This window comes from Streptomyces sp. SUK 48 (genome assembly GCF_009650765.1).
In the GTDB taxonomy this organism is placed as follows: domain Bacteria; phylum Actinomycetota; class Actinomycetes; order Streptomycetales; family Streptomycetaceae; genus Streptomyces.
In genome coordinates this window covers 5,099,374-5,115,086 of record NZ_CP045740.1, presented here as the reverse complement: position 1 = coordinate 5,115,086, position 15,713 = coordinate 5,099,374, and the positions used below count along the sequence as shown (strand labels likewise).

13 protein-coding genes, 1 other RNA gene and 1 pseudogene are annotated in these 15,713 nt (G+C 71.4%); 2 read left to right on the top strand and 13 right to left on the bottom strand.

Annotated features, from left to right (window positions below):
- Positions 1-213: 213 nt before the first annotated feature.
- The 3 genes from GHR20_RS22400 to GHR20_RS22390 form a co-directional block, all read right to left on the bottom strand.
- Positions 214-1,911 carry a beta-N-acetylhexosaminidase gene (locus GHR20_RS22400; protein WP_153814181.1) on the bottom strand — a complete coding sequence of 566 codons (1,698 nt, stop codon included), beginning with the start codon at positions 1,909-1,911 and terminating at the stop codon, positions 214-216.
- A gap of 222 nt (positions 1,912-2,133) precedes the next feature.
- Positions 2,134-2,427, bottom strand: a complete 294-nt coding sequence (locus GHR20_RS22395) for a DUF3039 domain-containing protein (RefSeq protein ID WP_194858960.1) — start codon at positions 2,425-2,427, stop codon at positions 2,134-2,136.
- A 29-nt stretch (positions 2,428-2,456) separates the two neighbouring features.
- Positions 2,457-3,029 (bottom strand): YqgE/AlgH family protein, encoded by a 573-nt coding sequence (locus GHR20_RS22390; RefSeq protein ID WP_161215296.1) that lies wholly within the window; start codon positions 3,027-3,029, stop codon positions 2,457-2,459.
- A 272-nt stretch (positions 3,030-3,301) separates the two neighbouring features.
- On the opposite strand from GHR20_RS22390, the gene murA reads away from it, so the two are divergent.
- Positions 3,302-4,642, top strand: a complete 1,341-nt coding sequence (gene murA / locus GHR20_RS22385; RefSeq protein ID WP_111584369.1) for a UDP-N-acetylglucosamine 1-carboxyvinyltransferase — start codon at positions 3,302-3,304, stop codon at positions 4,640-4,642.
- A gap of 157 nt (positions 4,643-4,799) precedes the next feature.
- On the opposite strand, the gene GHR20_RS22380 is transcribed toward murA, so the two are convergent.
- The 5 genes and pseudogenes from GHR20_RS22380 to GHR20_RS36865 form a co-directional block, all read right to left on the bottom strand.
- Complete coding sequence (locus GHR20_RS22380; protein WP_014673024.1) at positions 4,800-5,081, bottom strand: HU family DNA-binding protein; 282 nt, start codon at positions 5,079-5,081, stop codon at positions 4,800-4,802.
- A 309-nt stretch (positions 5,082-5,390) separates the two neighbouring features.
- Positions 5,391-6,806 (bottom strand): NAD-dependent malic enzyme, encoded by a 1,416-nt coding sequence (locus GHR20_RS22375; RefSeq protein ID WP_111584368.1) that lies wholly within the window; start codon positions 6,804-6,806, stop codon positions 5,391-5,393.
- 368 nt (positions 6,807-7,174) lie between these two features.
- A pseudogene (locus GHR20_RS22370) lies at positions 7,175-9,531 on the bottom strand (UvrD-helicase domain-containing protein).
- A gap of 128 nt (positions 9,532-9,659) precedes the next feature.
- The gene (locus GHR20_RS22365; RefSeq protein ID WP_153814179.1) at positions 9,660-10,223 is read right to left on the bottom strand and encodes a CGNR zinc finger domain-containing protein; all 564 of its coding nucleotides are present in this window, start codon (positions 10,221-10,223) and stop codon (positions 9,660-9,662) included.
- Positions 10,224-10,330: 107 nt separating this feature from the next.
- On the bottom strand, positions 10,331-10,420 hold the full coding sequence (locus GHR20_RS36865; protein WP_194858959.1) for a BBE domain-containing protein: 90 nt from the start codon (positions 10,418-10,420) through the stop codon (positions 10,331-10,333).
- A gap of 290 nt (positions 10,421-10,710) precedes the next feature.
- On the opposite strand from GHR20_RS36865, the gene GHR20_RS22360 reads away from it, so the two are divergent.
- Positions 10,711-11,559 carry a class I SAM-dependent methyltransferase gene (locus GHR20_RS22360; protein WP_153814178.1) on the top strand — a complete coding sequence of 283 codons (849 nt, stop codon included), beginning with the start codon at positions 10,711-10,713 and terminating at the stop codon, positions 11,557-11,559.
- Positions 11,560-11,686: 127 nt separating this feature from the next.
- On the opposite strand, the gene ssrA is transcribed toward GHR20_RS22360, so the two are convergent.
- The 5 genes from ssrA to ftsE form a co-directional block, all read right to left on the bottom strand.
- Positions 11,687-12,055: a transfer-messenger RNA gene (ssrA, locus tag GHR20_RS22355) on the bottom strand.
- A gap of 90 nt (positions 12,056-12,145) precedes the next feature.
- Complete coding sequence (gene smpB, locus GHR20_RS22350; protein WP_148024701.1) at positions 12,146-12,688, bottom strand: SsrA-binding protein SmpB; 543 nt, start codon at positions 12,686-12,688, stop codon at positions 12,146-12,148.
- Between the two features lie 57 nt (positions 12,689-12,745).
- On the bottom strand, positions 12,746-13,912 hold the full coding sequence (locus GHR20_RS22345) for a S41 family peptidase (protein ID WP_194858958.1): 1,167 nt from the start codon (positions 13,910-13,912) through the stop codon (positions 12,746-12,748).
- A gap of 67 nt (positions 13,913-13,979) precedes the next feature.
- Complete coding sequence (ftsX, locus tag GHR20_RS22340) at positions 13,980-14,897, bottom strand: permease-like cell division protein FtsX (protein WP_037651393.1); 918 nt, start codon at positions 14,895-14,897, stop codon at positions 13,980-13,982.
- A gap of 43 nt (positions 14,898-14,940) precedes the next feature.
- On the bottom strand, positions 14,941-15,630 hold the full coding sequence (ftsE, locus tag GHR20_RS22335; RefSeq protein ID WP_037651391.1) for a cell division ATP-binding protein FtsE: 690 nt from the start codon (positions 15,628-15,630) through the stop codon (positions 14,941-14,943).
- Positions 15,631-15,713: the final 83 nt, after the last annotated feature.

Here is a 15,713-nt window from a genome sequence, read left to right as displayed (position 1 = left end):
CTCTGGCACATCTTCGCAGGGCTCGAACGCGGGGGTCCGCTAGGAGGCATTCGCCCACCTCATCAGGGAGATGGTCCGGTTTCGCACCACTTCACCGGTGCGCGCGAATTGCCACTCTTCGGTGAAGCTGTCGGGGTTTTTCCGCTCTTTGTTCTATCCGCTGTGCGCGGCAGGCCCGTTGGGGTGCGCCCGGCGGGACGAGGCCGTTCCGGATCACCTGTTGGGCGGCGGTCCGTCGATCGGGTGGCCCGGCACCCCGGGCCGCCGCTGCCACGGCCGGGGTCCGGCCGGCGGCCGGTAGGCGACGCCGAGCGCGTCAAGTCGCCGGTAGTGCGCGGCCATCCGGCGCTCGAAGTCCGCGAAGTCCCGCTCCGGGGGCGCGGGCAGCCGGCTCCAGGCGACCTCCGCGAACGCGGCGAGCCGGGGAAACGCCTGGTAGTCCACGCGCCGGGCGTCCTCCAGGGCCTCGGTCCACACATTGGCCTGGGTGCCGAGGACATGGCGCGCCTCGGCCTCGGTGAGCGCGGCGGGAACGGGTTCGAACCGGTAGACGTCCTCCAGGGTGCGCACGAAGCCGATCGGTACGGGTTCCTCGTCACCGGGGGCCTGCCGGTGGTCCAGGTACACGTACTGCTCGGGGCACATGACGACGTCGTGTCCGGCGCGCGCGGCGGTGACCCCGCCCTCGTAGCCGCGCCAGGAGGAGACCGCGGCGCCGGGGGCGAGCCCGCCCTGGAGGATCTCGTCCCAGCCGATCAGCCGGCGCCCGCGCGCCCCGAGCCAGGTGTCGAAATGCCGTACGAACCACGACTGGAGCTGGTCCTCGTCGGCGAGGCCGAGTCCGGCGATGCGCTCCTGGGCGGCCGACGACTTCTGCCACTGGTCCTTCGGGCATTCGTCGCCGCCGATGTGGACGAACCGCGAGGGGAACATCTCCAGGACCTCCTCGAACACCCCTTCGTAGAACCGGAGGGTGTGGTCGGTGGGGGCCAGGACGTTGGAGTTGATCCCCCAGGTGTCCCAGACGGAGAGCGCGGAGGTGTCGACGACGTCGGTGTTGCCGAGTTCCGGATACGCGGCGACGGCCGCCTGCGAATGCCCCGGCACATCGATTTCCGGCACGACGGTGATGTGCCGCTCGGCCGCGTAGGCGACGATCTCCCGGATGTCGTCCTGGGTGTAGATACCCCCGTGCGGCTTCTCCTCCCACAGCGGTGAGGCCCGGTGACCGAATTTCGTCCGCGCCCGCCAGGAGCCGGTCTCGGTCAGTTTCGGATAGCGCCTGATCTCGATCCGCCAGCCCTGGTCGTCCGTCAGATGCAGATGCAGCACATTGAGTTTGTGCGCGGCCATCAGGTCGAGATAGCGCAGCACCCCGTCCTTGGGCATGAAGTGCCGGGCCACGTCGAGCAGCAGCCCGCGCCAGCCGAACCGGGGGCTGTCGTGCACGCTGAGCGCGGGGAACTCCCAGGTGTCGCGACCGCTGACGGGGGCCCGCCGGAAAGCCTCGGGGCCGAGCAGCTGCCGGAAGGTGCCCGCGGCCCAGAACAGCCCGGCCTCGCTTGCCCCGTCCAGGGTGACCACCCTGTTCTCGGCGGTCAGCCGGTACGACTCCGGGCCGCCGAGCTCGTCCGCGAGCGCGGGCACGATCCGCAGCCGCACCCGGCCGTCCCGGATACGGCTTTCACCCTCGCGGTACGGCTCGAAGGGCAGCCCGGTCGCCGCGCCGACCGTCGAGCGCAGCCAGCGGGCCACCCGTCCGGTGCCCTCGGCGGCCTCGATCCCGGTGTCCGCGTCGACCACGCAGCGTGCCCCCGCCGCCGCGCCGTCCGGCACCGCGATCCGGTCCGGCGCCGGGATCAGCGCCGCCTCCCCGGCCGCCGTCGTCCGCTCGCCGCCGATGTCACCCATGTGGCCTCCACGCCCCGCGTTGCACCCTGTGCAACAGCCGTTTCGCTCCGTACAACCAGCCGGTCGACAGGGAGGCTAGGACGCCCGGCAGCCGCCCACAAGAGGTCTCGACCAATCGGCGGTCCGGGCCTCCCGGCCGGGGCGCCCGCGGGTACGGCAGAGGGCCCCGGCGCACGCCGAAGCGCGCCGGGGCCCTCGCGGGTCACCGCGGGAGGCGGGGCCTTACTTGCCCTTGCCCTTGTCGCCGCCCTTGTCCTTGTCGCCGCCGGCGCTCATGGACTCGTAGATCTCCTTGCACATGGGGCACACGGGGTACTTCTTCGGGTCGCGGCCCGGCACCCAGACCTTGCCGCACAGCGCCACGACGGGGGTGCCGTCGAGGGCGCTCGCCATGATCTTGTCCTTCTGGACGTAGTGGGCGTAGCGCTCGTGGTCGCCGTCGCCGTGGGACACCTGCGGCGTCGGCTCTACGAGGGTCCCCGTACCAGTCCCGCGCTCGGGCTCAAGAGTGCTCATATTGCCCAGGGTACTGAAGCGACCGGGTATCAGTTGAGCGAAGGGTCGTCCGGATACGTGGCCACCATCGCCAGCTCACTGCGCTGGCGGCGCAGCACCTCGCGCCACAGCCGCTCGGGCTCCGGCGAGGACACGTCGCCGGGCTCGGACTCCACCACGTACCAGGCGCCCTCGGCCAGCTCCTCCTCCAGCTGGCCTGGCCCCCAGCCGGCGTACCCGGCGAAGATCCGCAGCGAGCCGACGGCCGGGGCGAGCAGCTCGGGCGGCGCCTCCAGGTCGACCAGGCCGATCGCGCCGTGCACCCGCCGCCAGCCCAGCGGGGCGCGCTCTCCGTTCGCCCCGCCCGGTATGACCGCCACGCCGAGCGCGGAGTCCAGCGAGACGGGGCCGCCCTGGAAGACGACGCCGGGCTCGCCGGTCAGCTCGGCCCAGCCCTCCAGGATGTCGCCGACGCCCACCGGGGTGGGGCGGTTGAGGACGACGCCGAGGGAGCCCTCCTCGTCGTGGTCGAGGAGCAGCACCACCGCGCGGTCGAAGTTCGGGTCCGCCAGGGCGGGGGTGGCCACGAGCAGCCGCCCTGTGAGCGAGGACACCTCGGTCATGCCAGACATGATCCCGCATCTTCCCCTGGAGTGGGGAGCCAATCGGAGTGCCCGGGTGAACGCAGCTCAGGGTGCGTGGAAGCAGGCCCGGCGCACGCTCACGCCCGGTGACCGCGTGTGTCCGATTGCAAACGTTTCGTGTTGTGACACACCTAAGACGCGACAGGGCGGTACGCGGACTTACGGACGGGGGGTGATCGGCGATTACCCTGTCCCACGGCCCGCCCGTGATCGGCGGCCCCCCCTGCCCATCTGATCGGAACGCGAGATTCATGACCGTCAACGACGATGTCCTGCTTGTCCACGGCGGAAACCCGCTGGAGGGCGAGATCCGTGTCCGCGGTGCGAAGAACCTCGTACCGAAGGCCATGGTCGCCGCGCTGCTCGGCAGCGCGCCGAGCCGGCTGCGCAATGTTCCGGACATCCGTGACGTGCGTGTCGTGCGCGGGCTGCTCCAGCTGCACGGGGTGACGGTCCGTCCGGGTGAGGAGCCCGGCGAGCTGGTGCTCGACCCGACGCGCGTCGAGAGCGCCAACGTGGCCGACATCGACGCCCACGCCGGCTCCAGCCGCATCCCGATCCTGTTCTGCGGCCCGCTGCTGCACCGGCTCGGGCACGCGTTCATCCCCGGCCTCGGCGGCTGCGACATCGGCGGCCGGCCCATCGACTTCCACTTCGACGTGCTGCGCCAGTTCGGCGCGACCATCGAGAAGCGGGCGGACGGGCAGTACCTGGAGGCGCCGAAGGGCCTGCGCGGTACGAAGATCACGCTGCCGTACCCGTCGGTGGGCGCGACCGAGCAGGTGCTGCTGACGGCCGTCCTGGCCGAGGGCGTCACGGAGCTGTCCAACGCGGCCGTCGAGCCGGAGATCGAGGACCTCATCTGCGTGCTGCAGAAGATGGGCGCGATCATCGCGATGGACACCGACCGCACCATCCGCATCACCGGTGTGGACAAGCTCGGCGGCTACACCCACCGGGCCCTGTCGGACCGCCTGGAGGCCGCCTCCTGGGCCTCGGCGGCGCTGGCGACCAACGGCAACATCTACGTCCGCGGCGCCCAGCAGCGCTCGATGATGACGTTCCTGAACACCTACCGCAAGGTCGGCGGCGCCTTCGAGATCGACGACGAGGGCATCCGCTTCTGGCACCCGGGCGGCCAGCTGAAGTCCATCGCCCTGGAAACGGACGTGCACCCCGGTTTCCAGACCGACTGGCAGCAGCCGCTGGTGGTGGCGCTCACCCAGGCCACGGGCCTGTCGATCATCCACGAGACGGTCTACGAGTCCCGCCTCGGCTTCACCTCCGCGCTCAACCAGATGGGCGCGCACATCCAGCTCTACCGCGAGTGCCTGGGCGGCTCCGACTGCCGCTTCGGCCAGCGCAACTTCCTGCACTCCGCGGTCGTCTCGGGCCCGACCCGGCTCCAGGGCGCCGACCTGGTCATCCCCGACCTGCGCGGCGGCTTCTCCTACCTGATCGCGGCCCTCGCCGCCGAGGGCACCTCCCGGGTCCACGGCATCGAGCTGATCAACCGCGGCTACGAGAACTTCATGGAGAAGCTCGTGGAACTGGGCGCCAAGGTCGAACTCCCGGGCAAGGCCCTCGGCTGACCCCGAGCAAACAAGCAAACAGGGCGGTCCCCCTCCGAGGAGGGGGACCGCCCTGTTCGACGTCGTCGGGCCTTTGGTGCGGCCCGCCGGGCCGTCAGCCACCCGCGGCGCTCACCTCGAACGGCGCTCCGGTGGACCGGCGCTCACAGCGGAGCGCTTACTTGCCCTTGGCCGCTTCCTTGAGCTTGGAACCCGCGGTGACCTTCACGCTGAAGCCGGCGGGGATGTTGATCGGCTCGCCGGTCTGCGGGTTGCGCGCGGTACGAGCGGCACGGTGGGTGCGCTCGAAGGTCAGGAAGCCGGGGATGGTGACCTTCTCGTCGCCCTTGGCGACGATCTCGCCGACGGTCTCGGCGAACGCGGCCAGCACGGCGTCGGCGTCCTTGCGGGTCACCTCGGCACGGTCGGCCAGCGCGGCCACCAGCTCACTGCGGTTCATGTTGTTACTCCCGTGTTTTCTTGCCGTTGGGGTGTGCCACGCGGCGGTCATGCCCGCGGCACTGCGATGCCGATGCGCTCGCGCCCAGGGACGCATCCTGCCCCTACCTGCGGCGGGAAAGCCAATCCGGCACCCGTAGGAGTCGTGAGAACACCCTGGGGAGTCACACGAAAAGCGCCTGATCGGCGTCACCCTAGAGGGCGCCCGGTACCAGGTGGTTCCACGACGCGCCGGTGCGGGGGGCCACCGTGGTGATCCTCACAGCCCCCGGCACCCTGCGACACGCCGTGGTCGGGCGATCCGCCCTGGTCAGACCGTTGCGCCGACCGCCTTGGCGGCCTCGCGGACCGCGCCGGCGACGGCGCCCGCGACCTTGTCGTTGAAGACGCTCGGAATGATGTAGTTGGGGTTCAGCTCGTCCTCGCTGACCACATCGGCGAGCGCCTTCGCGGCGGCGAGCATCATCTCGGTGTTGACGGTACGGGACTGCGCGTCCAGCAGGCCACGGAAGACACCCGGGAAGACCAGCACATTGTTGATCTGATTGGGGAAGTCCGAGCGTCCGGTGGCCACCACCGCGGCCGTCTGGCGGGCGACCGCCGGGTCCACCTCGGGGTCCGGGTTCGCGAGCGCGAACACGATCGCGCCGTCCGCCATGGTGGCCACGTCGTCGCCGTCCAGGACGTTCGGGGCCGAGACGCCGATGAAGACGTCCGCGCCGCGCACGGCCTCCTTCAGGGTGCCGGTGAGGCCCTCGGGGTTGGTGTTGTCGGCGATCCAGCGCAGCGGCGAGTCGGCCGGGGCGTTCACCAGGTCCTCGCGGCCCGCGTGCACCACGCCGTGGATGTCGGCCACGACGGCGTTCTTGGCGCCCGCCGCGAGCAGCAGCTTGAGGATGGCCGTACCGGCCGCGCCGGCGCCGGACATCACGATCCGGATGTTCTCGATCGCCTTGCCGGTCACGCGCAGCGCGTTGGTCAGCGCGGCCAGCACGACGATGGCGGTGCCGTGCTGGTCGTCGTGGAAGACCGGGATGTCCAGGGCCTCGCGCAGCCGGGCCTCGATCTCGAAGCAGCGGGGCGCGGAGATGTCCTCCAGGTTGATGCCCGCGAAGCCGGGGGCGATCGCCTTGACGATCTCCACGATCGCGTCGGTGTCCTGGGTGTCCAGGCACAGCGGCCAGGCGTCGATGCCGGCGAAGCGCTTGAAGAGGGCCGCCTTGCCCTCCATCACCGGCAGCGCGGCCTTGGGGCCGATGTTGCCGAGGCCGAGCACCGCGGAGCCGTCCGTCACGACCGCGACCGAGTTGCGCTTGATGGTCAGGCGGCGGGCGTCCTCGGGGTTCTCGGCGATCGCCATGCAGACGCGGGCCACACCCGGCGTGTAGACCATGGAGAGGTCGTCACGGTTGCGGATGGGGTGCTTGGACTGCATCTCGATCTTGCCGCCGAGGTGCATCAGGAACGTACGGTCGGAGACCTTGCCGAGGGTGACGCCCTCGATCCCGCGCAGCTTCTCGACGATCTCCTCGGCATGCGCCGTGGAGGTGGCCGCGATGGTGACGTCGATTCGGAGCTTCTCGTGCCCGGACGCGGTGACGTCGAGGCCGGTCACCGAGCCTCCGGAGGACTCCACGGCGTTGGTGAGCTGCGAGACGGCGGTTCCGCTCGCGGGCACCTCCAACCGGATGGTCATCGAGTAGGAGACGCTGGGCGCCGTTGCCATGGCCGACTTCCTCTGCTTTCACCGTGTCGCTATTTGTGCCGTCCGATCGTCGCACCTACCGATCAGTACGTGGTAGTCGCCCTCGGTTGCGGACGTTTTGTTCACGGCTGATGACCGGCTGGCGTGCCTTTTCGGAAAACGACTTCCACCATACGAGAGTGTGCGGGCATAAGAAAGAGGCCCACGTCACTCTGTCGTGACGTGGACCTCCCACGTTGATGACACCGGCCCGCCATGCTCGCCTCGCGGCAAGTGGTCCCTCGAAGGGACGAAGGTTGGGCCCGGGGGCTTGGATCGAGCCGGTGCCGTACCCAGGCTAACAAACGGATGCCGGATGCCATTCCCCCTGCGGGGAGTTCGCCGAAAACTCAGTCGCGCAGCAGATCCGGCACCCCGGCCGCGTCCGGCTCGTCCCGCTCCCCGACACCACCGTGAGCTGCTGGGTCGCCCGGGTGAGCGCCACGTAGAGCACGCGCAGCCCGGCCGGGGACTCGTCGGCGATCTCCGCGGGCGAGACGACGACCGTCGCGTCGTACTCCAGTCCCTTGGCCTCCAGGCTGCCGAGGGCCACCACCCGGTCGCCGAGCCCGGCCAGCCAGCGTCTCGCCTCCTCGCGCCGGTTCATCGCGACGACCACGCCGACCGTGCCGTCCACCAGGCCCAGCAGCCGCTCCGCCTCGGCCCGCACGGCGGTCCGGAGGGACTCCCCCACCAGGGTGAAGCGCGGCTCGACGCCGGTGGACCGTACGGCCCGCGGCGACTCGGCGCCGGGCATGGCGAGCGCGAGCACCCGGGCGGCCAGCTCGGCGATCTCGGCGGGGTTGCGGTAGTTCACGGTGAGCTGGAAGCGGCGCCGGGGGCGGCTGCCCAGGGCCTCGTCACGGGCCTCGGCCGCCTCGTCCGGGTCGGACCAGGAGGACTGGGCCGGGTCCCCGACGACCGTCCAGGTGGCGTGCCGGCCGCGGCGGCCCACCATCCGCCACTGCATCGGCGTGAGGTCCTGCGCCTCGTCCACGATGACGTGCGCGTACTCGGTGCGCTCCTGCGCGAGCCGCTCGGCCCGCTCCCGCTGGGTCTCCTCGCGCACCGGCATCAGCTCGTCCAGACCGGTGAGCTGGTCCAGCGGGTCGAGCTCCCGCTTCCTGCGGGGCCGGGCCGGCACGCCCAGGATCGCCTGGAGCTCGTCCAGCAGGGCGATGTCGTGCACCGTACGGCCGTCCCGCTTGAGCGAGCGGGCCACCTTGCGCACCTCGCCCGGGTTGAGGATCCGGCGCGCCCAGCGGCCGAGCCGCTTCTCGTCGGCCATGGCGTCGAGCACCCGCGCCGGGGTCAGCTCCGGCCACCAGGCGTCCAGGAACCCGATGAAGGCGTCCTCGCCGGTGATGTCCTCGTCGAAGGAGGAGCGCAGCTCGGCGGCCAGCTCCGGATCGGTGTGCCGGGACCCGGCGCCGGACTTCGACCACAGGGCGTCCAGCAGCAGCTTGCGGGCGCGCGGGCGCAGCAGGTTGACGGGGGCGGTGCCGCCGAGGGCCGTACGGCGGACACGGTCCAGCTCCGCGGCCTCCAGTTCGAGCCGGCGGCCGAAGGCGACGACACGCAGCCGGGTGGGGTCGACGGCCCCCCGCGGCGTGTCGTCGTCGTCCTCCTCGGGGTCCACCGGGACGGCGGCGCCCAGCTCCAGCGCTCCCCTGGCGGCCTTCCGCAGCACCTTCAGCATCCGGTACGAGCCCTTGGCGCGGGCCACGGACGGGGAGTCGTACAGCGTCGCCTCCACGCCGTCGACCAGCGAGCCGATCGCCCGGATCGCGACCTGGCCCTCCTCGCCGAGCGAAGGCAGCACGCCCTCGGTGTAGGCGACGAGCAGCGGGGTCGGGGAGACGATGAGGATGCCGCCCGCGTACCGCCTGCGGTCCTGGTAGAGCAGGTAGGCGGCGCGGTGCAGGGCGACGGCGGTCTTGCCGGTGCCCGGGCCGCCCTCCACGTAGGTGATCGAGGCGGCGGGGGCCCGGATGACCAGGTCCTGCTCGGCCTGGATGGAGGAGACGATGTCCCGCATGGTGTGGCCGCGGGCCTGGCCGAGGGCGGCCATCAGGGCGCCGTCGCCGATGACGGGCAGTTCCCGGCCGTCGAGGCGGGCGGTGAGCGCGGGCCGCATCAGGTCGTCCTCGACGCCGAGCACCCGGCGTCCCTTGGACCGGATGACACGCCGGCGCACCACCCGTCCGGGCTCCACCGGGGTGGCCCGGTAGAAGGGCGCGGCGGCGGGCGCGCGCCAGTCGATGACGAGCGGGGCGTACTCCGCGTCGAGGACGCCGATACGGCCGATGTGCAGGGTCTCGGCGATGTCGGCGGTGTTGTCCTCGCGCACGGCCCCCTCGGCCGGCTCGACGGCCGTGTAGGCCCCGTCGGGGCCCTTCTTGCCGTCCTTGCCGAGCAGCAGGTCGATGCGCCCGAAGAGGAAGTCCTCGAACTCGTTGTTGAGCCGGTTCAGGTGGACACCGGCACGGAAGACCTGCGCGTCGCGCTCGGCGAGCGCGCCGGGAGTGCCGACCTGGCCGCGCTGGGCCGCGTCGTTCATCAGGAACTCGGCCTCGTGGATCTTCTCCTCCAGCCGCCGGTACACCCGGTCCAGATGTGCCTGTTCGACGCTGATCTCTCGGTCGCGCACGGAGTCCTGTGCGTCCTGTTCCGAGCCGACCGCGGAATGCTGAACCTGAGCGGCCACCGGGCCCCCTTCTGACGTGCTGGGCAGCCGTCAACCGTACGCGAAGGGGGGCGGGCGAGGCTACGGGACCCGGGTGCTTCGACGGACCTCGTGATCTTGAAGGCGGCCGTCCGGGGGCGGCCGGGGGCTCAGGCGCGGGTGAGGGCGGCCGCCCGGCGCCGGTGGCGGGCCACCCGCTCCCGGTTGCCGCAGACCTCGCTGGAGCACCAGCGCCGGCGGCGGCCCCGGGAGGTGTCGAGGTAGAGGAGCGGGCAGTTGTCCCCCTCGCACTCGCGAAGGGCGGCCCGCGCGACGGGGTCGGTGAGCAGGTCCACGGCGTCCCGGGCGAGGAGCGCGAGCAGGGCGGCGGGTCCGGGCGGCGCGGCCAGCGCCCGTACGAGCGTCCCGTCCCCGCGCCGTACGGCACAGGGCGCGGGCGGCGTCCCCCGGGCCGCCTCGTTGACCCGGCCGAGCGCCCTCCCGTACGGCACCGGGCCGCCGCCGCGCCGCACCAACTGCCCTATGTCCGCGCGCACCTGTCTGAAGCCCACGACCCAGGTCTCGTCGGCGTGCCCGAGCTCCGTACCGGCCGGCACCAGCCCGGCCTCCTCGATCCAGCCGCACAACGCCCGGACGGAGTCCAGCCGTTCACCTGGATGGCCGGTCGCCAGCAGATCCAGACAAACCCGTCCGGCATCGAACCGCAGCGCCATGCGCCTGTCACCGCCTAGGCATACGGGGGAGTCGTAGGGACCGCCTCCCTCCCACAGTGCCCGCCCGGACGCCTCCCCGGAACCCCCCGCACCGGGGCCGGTCGGGCTCAGGCGGGCGGGATGTTCTGGTCGGCCCGGAAGAAGTCGTCCGGGTCGCGGGCGCGTTTGACCGCGGCCGGCCGGTCGCAGTTGCGCAAAAGGCCCGGCTCCCTCCCCCGACCCCGGCGGTCCGGGGCTCCGGCTCGACACGCACCCGGCGCATGGGCGTCAGATCGAGGGTGAGCGCACCGTCCACCAGGCCCAGCAGAACACCTCGGTTCGCACAACGGAACCCCTGCCCACGCCGCGCGTACGGTCCGCCCGCAAGGGGACTCCGCACGCCGGGGGCTCGGTGTGCCCGGCGTCGCCCCGGGGCCGCTCGCCCTCCGCGCCCCCGGGTCTCGCGTTCCGGGGGCCGGGGCGGCGCGGGGAGCCGTAGGTTCGGGGGATGACGAACAGCGCCGTGCAAGAGGAATTCCTGCGGTCCTTCCACGCCGTGCGGCCCGCCGTGACCGCCGAGGCGTTCGGGCGGGGGCGGGGGCCGGACGGGCGGTCCAGTTACGAGCTGGTGCGCGACCGGGTCGCCGGGCACCGGCGGGTGCTCGATCTCGGCTGCGGGGACGGCCTGTTGCTCGACCTGCTCGCGCGGGGCGGCGGCAGGGAGCTCGCCGGGGTGGATCTGTCGCCGCAGTCGCTGGCGCTCGCGCGACGGCGGCCGGCGCTCCGCGCGGCGCGGCTCCACACCGGGCGGGCGCAGGAACTGCCGTTCCCCGAGGGGAGTTTCGACGCCTGCGTCTCCCATCTCGCGCTGATGCTCATGGGGGACATCGAGCAGGTGGCGGCCGAGGTGGCGCGGGTGCTGGTCCCGGGCGGGGTGCTCGTGTGCGCGGTGGGCGGCGGGGCCGTCGGCGGGGAGGCGTACGAGCGCTTCGTCCGGCTGCTGCGGCGCGCGGGCGAGCACTCCCCCGCGCGCATCCCCGCGTTGGGGGACCCGCGGGTGCGCGGCCGGGAGGGGCTCCAGGAGGTTCTCCGGCCGGCGGGGTTCGGGGATGTCGAGTGGGAGATTGTGCCCATCGACATCGGCGGGACCCTGGAGCAGGTGTGGGAGTCCGTGTCCGGGCTCTACGATCTCGCGCCGATGGAGGAGCGGGCCGTCGTCCGGCTCCGTGAGGACTTCCTCGCCGACGTCGCCGATCTCATCACGCCGGAGGGCACCGTGCCCTGCGGGTTCACCGTGCATCTCGCCTCGGCCGGGCTCACCCGGCCCCTCCGGCGCACCTCGCTCCCGCCGCGGTGAGGCGGTCGGCGCTCTCGGTGTCCGGGCGGCCCCGGGGCACGGGGCCGCCGTCCCGGCGCATGGCAAAGGCCCCGCCGCGTGAAGCGACGGGGCCTTTGCCCACATGGGGTTGCCTCCCGCAGGAGGCTCGTGGAGATGGCGGGAATCGAACCCGCGTCCAACGGTGCGGAATCAGGGCTTCTCCGTGTGCAGTTCGCTGTGATTTTCTCAGCCCCGGCGATCACGCGAACAAGTCGCCGACGGGCTCAGTCACTGTTTGATTTCCCTCTTCACCCCGTGACCGGGATCAAGGTTTAGTCCCCTAGCTGATGCCAGGATCCGGGTCGGGAACAGCCCCGGGCTGACACTTCGCAAGTCGCTACTTAGGCAGCGAGGGCGAAGGAATCGCGCTTGGTGTTGGCGATTATTGGTTTCGGCCTGTGGTTTACGAGATCATGGCCGCTTCCTCGACACGCTTCCCCTGCTTCGACAGCCGCTGTCGAAACCGATCATCCCCATGTTGTTTTTTCAAGGTGCGCACCGGACTGTCGTCCGATGCTGCCGCCATCGTACGGGAACAACGCGGCCCCGTGCCACCGTATTCCCCCTACACGCCGCGCTGCCTGCGCTTCGCCGCCGCGATGGCGCGGTCCGACTCGCGCCGGTCCTGCTGCTCGCGCAGGGTCTGCCGCTTGTCGTACTCCTTCTTGCCCCGGGCGAGCGCGATCTCGGCCTTCGCGCGGCCGTCCCGGAAGTACAGGGCGAGCGGCACGATGGTGTGACCGGTCTCCTGGGCCTTGGACTCCAGCTTGTCGATCTCCTCGCGGTGCAGCAGCAGCTTGCGCTTGCGGCGCGCGGAGTGGTTGGTCCAGCTGCCCTGGTGATACTCGGGGATATGGGCGTTGTGCAGCCATGCCTCGCCCCGGTCGATCTGGACGAATCCGTCGGTCAGCGAGGTCCGGCCCTCGCGCAGCGACTTGACCTCGGTGCCGGTGAGCACGAGCCCGGCCTCGAAGGTGTCGATGATCGCGTAGTCGTGCCGGGCCTTCTTGTTCTGGGCGACGATCTTGCGCTTGCCGCCCTTCTCGCCGTCCCTGGTCTTGCCCGCCCCGCCGCCCTGCTTGGGCTGGGACTCCTTCGGTACGTACATTCCCTTGCTCATAGTGCCGTCCATTTTCGCACTACGAGGGGGGCTCGCGGCCAGCCCTTAATCGGCGTCGCCCAGGCCGGCGAGCACGGTCTCGGCGCGCTCCAGGACGCCGTCCCCGGCCTCCAGGTCCGGCGTGATGCCCCGGCCGTCGACCGCGTGCCCGCAGGGGGTGCGGTAGTGGCCCACGGTCAGCTCGGCCACCGAGCCGTCGGGGAGGTTCGTCGGCATCTGGATGGAGCCCTTGCCGAAGGTGCGGGAGCCGATCACCACCGCGCGGCCCCGGTCCTGGAGGGCGCCGGTGAGCAGTTCGGCCGCGCTCATGGTGCCGCCGTCGACCAGGGCGACCAGGGGGCGGGCGGTGTCCCCGCCGGGCGTGGCGTGCAGGGCGCGCTGGGCGCCGTCGACGTCGTAGGTGGCGACCAGGCCGCCGTCCAGGAAGGCGGAGGCGGTGGCCACGGCCTCGGTGACCAGGCCGCCGGAGTTGCCGCGCAGGTCCAGCACGATCCCGTCGCCGGCCGGGGCGGCCCGCAGGGCCTCGCGGACCTGGGCGCCGGTGCCCTTGGTGAAGGCGGCGATCCTGATCAGGGTGGTCCGCACGGACAGCCGGCGCACGCTCACCGAGTCGGTGGTCAGCGTCGTCCGGCGCAGGTTCTCGGACCAGGCGCGGGTGCCGCGCTGGAGGCCGAGCGTGACGGTCGTGCCGGCGGGCGCGTCGTCGGCGTCGCCGCGCAGCCGGGCGACCACCTCGGTGACCGGGAGGCCGTCGGCGCGGGCGCCGTCGACACTGCGCAGCCGGTCGCCGGTGCGGATGCCGGCCGCGGCGGCGGGCGAGCCGGGCCGCACCCCGGTGACCTCGATACGGCCGTCCTGCTCGCGCGCCGCGGAGAGGCCGACGCCGGTGTAGCGGCCGTCGAGGGAGTCCTGGAACTCCTGGTACTCGCCCTCGGAGTAGACGGCGCCCCAGCGGTCCCCGCTGCGGCTGACGGCCCGCTCGGCGGCCTCCATGGGGGACGTGCCGTCGGCCATCGCGCGCGCGGCGGCCTCCCGTACGCCCTCGTCGCGTACGGCGCCCACGGGCACCGTCGTCGTACGGCGGGCGGTGTGGTCCGGGTCCGGGAAGGCCCCGGTGACCGCTCCGGCGACGATGACTCCGGCGAAGACCAAGGTCAGCGCGGCCCCTTGGCGGGCGCGCCGAGGCGGACAGAGCGGGTCTCGGCCGGACATGGCGGTGAGTCTAGGACAACGGGCCCCTCGTCACGGCCCGTTGCCCCGCCCACCGCCTTGGTTTGCGTCACACCTTCAGGTACTTGCGCAGCGCGAAGAACGCGGCCAGGGCCGGCATCAGCACACTGGTCGCGAGGATCAGCGGCAGCTTGGTCAGCACCGAGTCCCAGCCGACGAAGTTGATCAGCGTCAGCTTGTGCGACAGGTCCATGCCGTGGTCGATGGTGAAGTACCGGCCGACCACCAGGAAGACGCAGGCGAGGCCACCGCCGATGAGCCCGGCGACCGCGGCCTCGGCGATGAACGGCGCCTGGATGTAGAAGCCGGAGGCGCCGACCAGGCGCATGATCCCGGTCTCACGCCGACGGCTGAACGCCGACACGCGCACGGTGTTGACGATCAGCAGCAGCGCCACGAACAGCATGAGCGCCATCACGCCGAGCGCGCCCCGGTTCATCAGGTTGAGCAGCTGGAAGAGGTTGTCCAGGATGCCCTTCTGGTCCTGCACCGACTGCACGCCGTCGCGCCCGTTGAACGCGGTCGCGACCACCTGGTACTTCTGCGGGTCCTTGAGCTTGATCCGGTACGACTCCTGCATCTGGTCCGGCGTCAGCGAGCCGGCCAGCGGGGAGTTGCCGAACTGCTCCTTGTAGTGCTTGTACGCCTGGTCCTGCGACTCGTACGACACCTTCTCGACGATCGGCATCTTCTGCAGGTCGGAGAGGATCTGCTTCTTCTGGTCCTCGGTGACCGCGCCCTTGGCGCAGTGCACGTCCTGCTCGGCGTCGTGCTTGTTGCACAGGAAGATCGAGACGTTGACCTTGTCGTACCAGTAGCCCTTCATGGTGCTCACCTGGTCGCTCATCAGCAGCGAGCCGCCGAACAGGGCCAGGGACAGGGCGACGGAGACGATGACCGCGAAGGTCATCGTCAGATTGCGGCGGAGACCGACACCGATCTCCGACAGGACGAACTGGGGGCGCATGGCGTCGGGTTGTGCCTTTCCGTGGACGAACTGGGGCGCGCGGTCAGTGCTGGTAGCCGTAGACGCCGCGGGTCTGGTCGCGGACGAGGCGGCCCTTCTCCAGCTCGATGACGCGCTTGCGCATCTGGTCCACGATGTTCTGGTCGTGCGTCGCCATGATGACGGTGGTGCCCGTCCGGTTGATCCGGTCGAGCAGCTTCATGATGCCGACGGAGGTCTGCGGGTCGAGGTTGCCGGTGGGCTCGTCGGCGATCAGCAGCTTGGGCCGGTTGACGAACGCGCGCGCGATGGCCACCCGCTGCTGCTCACCGCCGGACAGCTCGCCGGGCATCCGGTCCTCCTTGCCGCCGAGGCCGACGAGGTCGAGCACCTGGGGCACGGACTTGCGGATCTCGCCGCGGGACTTGCCGATCACCTCCTGCGCGAAGGCCACGTTCTCCGCGACCGTCTTGTTGGGCAGCAGGCGGAAGTCCTGGAAGACGGTCCCCAGCTGGCGGCGCATCTGCGGCACCTTCCAGTTGGAGAGGCGGGCGAGGTCCTTGCCCAGCACGTGCACCTGGCCGTGACTGCACCGCTCCTCACGGAGGACCAGCCGCAGAAAAGTGGACTTTCCGGAGCCGGAGGACCCCACGAGGAAGACGAACTCGCCCTTTTCCACTTCCAGGGAGACATCCCTGAGTGCGGGACGGGTCTGCTTGGGGTAGACCTTGGAGACATTGTCGAATCGGATCACGGATGCACCACGGGTCGCCGGGGGTAGATGAGCGTGACCATACGCGAACCGGGTGCGCAAGCGCAGGCGCAGGCTGAGGTTGG

What these genes read in the sequence shown, in the direction of transcription:
- GHR20_RS22380 (WP_014673024.1), bottom strand. Translation starts at nt 5,081, where the DNA reads ATGAACCGCAGTGAGCTGGTGGCCGCGCTGGCCGACCGTGCCGAGGTG.
- smpB (WP_148024701.1), bottom strand. Translation starts at nt 12,688, where the DNA reads ATGTACGTACCGAAGGAGTCCCAGCCCAAGCAGGGCGGCGGGGCGGGC.
- GHR20_RS22345 (WP_194858958.1), bottom strand. Translation starts at nt 13,912, where the DNA reads ATGTCCGGCCGAGACCCGCTCTGTCCGCCTCGGCGCGCCCGCCAAGGG.
- GHR20_RS22395 (WP_194858960.1), bottom strand. Translation starts at nt 2,427, where the DNA reads ATGAGCACTCTTGAGCCCGAGCGCGGGACTGGTACGGGGACCCTCGTA.
- GHR20_RS22365 (WP_153814179.1), bottom strand. Translation starts at nt 10,223, where the DNA reads ATGGCGCTGCGGTTCGATGCCGGACGGGTTTGTCTGGATCTGCTGGCG.
- murA (WP_111584369.1), top strand. Translation starts at nt 3,302, where the DNA reads ATGACCGTCAACGACGATGTCCTGCTTGTCCACGGCGGAAACCCGCTG.
- GHR20_RS22360 (WP_153814178.1), top strand. Translation starts at nt 10,711, where the DNA reads ATGACGAACAGCGCCGTGCAAGAGGAATTCCTGCGGTCCTTCCACGCC.
- GHR20_RS22390 (WP_161215296.1), bottom strand. Translation starts at nt 3,029, where the DNA reads ATGACCGAGGTGTCCTCGCTCACAGGGCGGCTGCTCGTGGCCACCCCC.
- GHR20_RS22400 (WP_153814181.1), bottom strand. Translation starts at nt 1,911, where the DNA reads ATGGGTGACATCGGCGGCGAGCGGACGACGGCGGCCGGGGAGGCGGCG.
- ftsX (WP_037651393.1), bottom strand. Translation starts at nt 14,897, where the DNA reads ATGCGCCCCCAGTTCGTCCTGTCGGAGATCGGTGTCGGTCTCCGCCGC.
- GHR20_RS22375 (WP_111584368.1), bottom strand. Translation starts at nt 6,806, where the DNA reads ATGGCAACGGCGCCCAGCGTCTCCTACTCGATGACCATCCGGTTGGAG.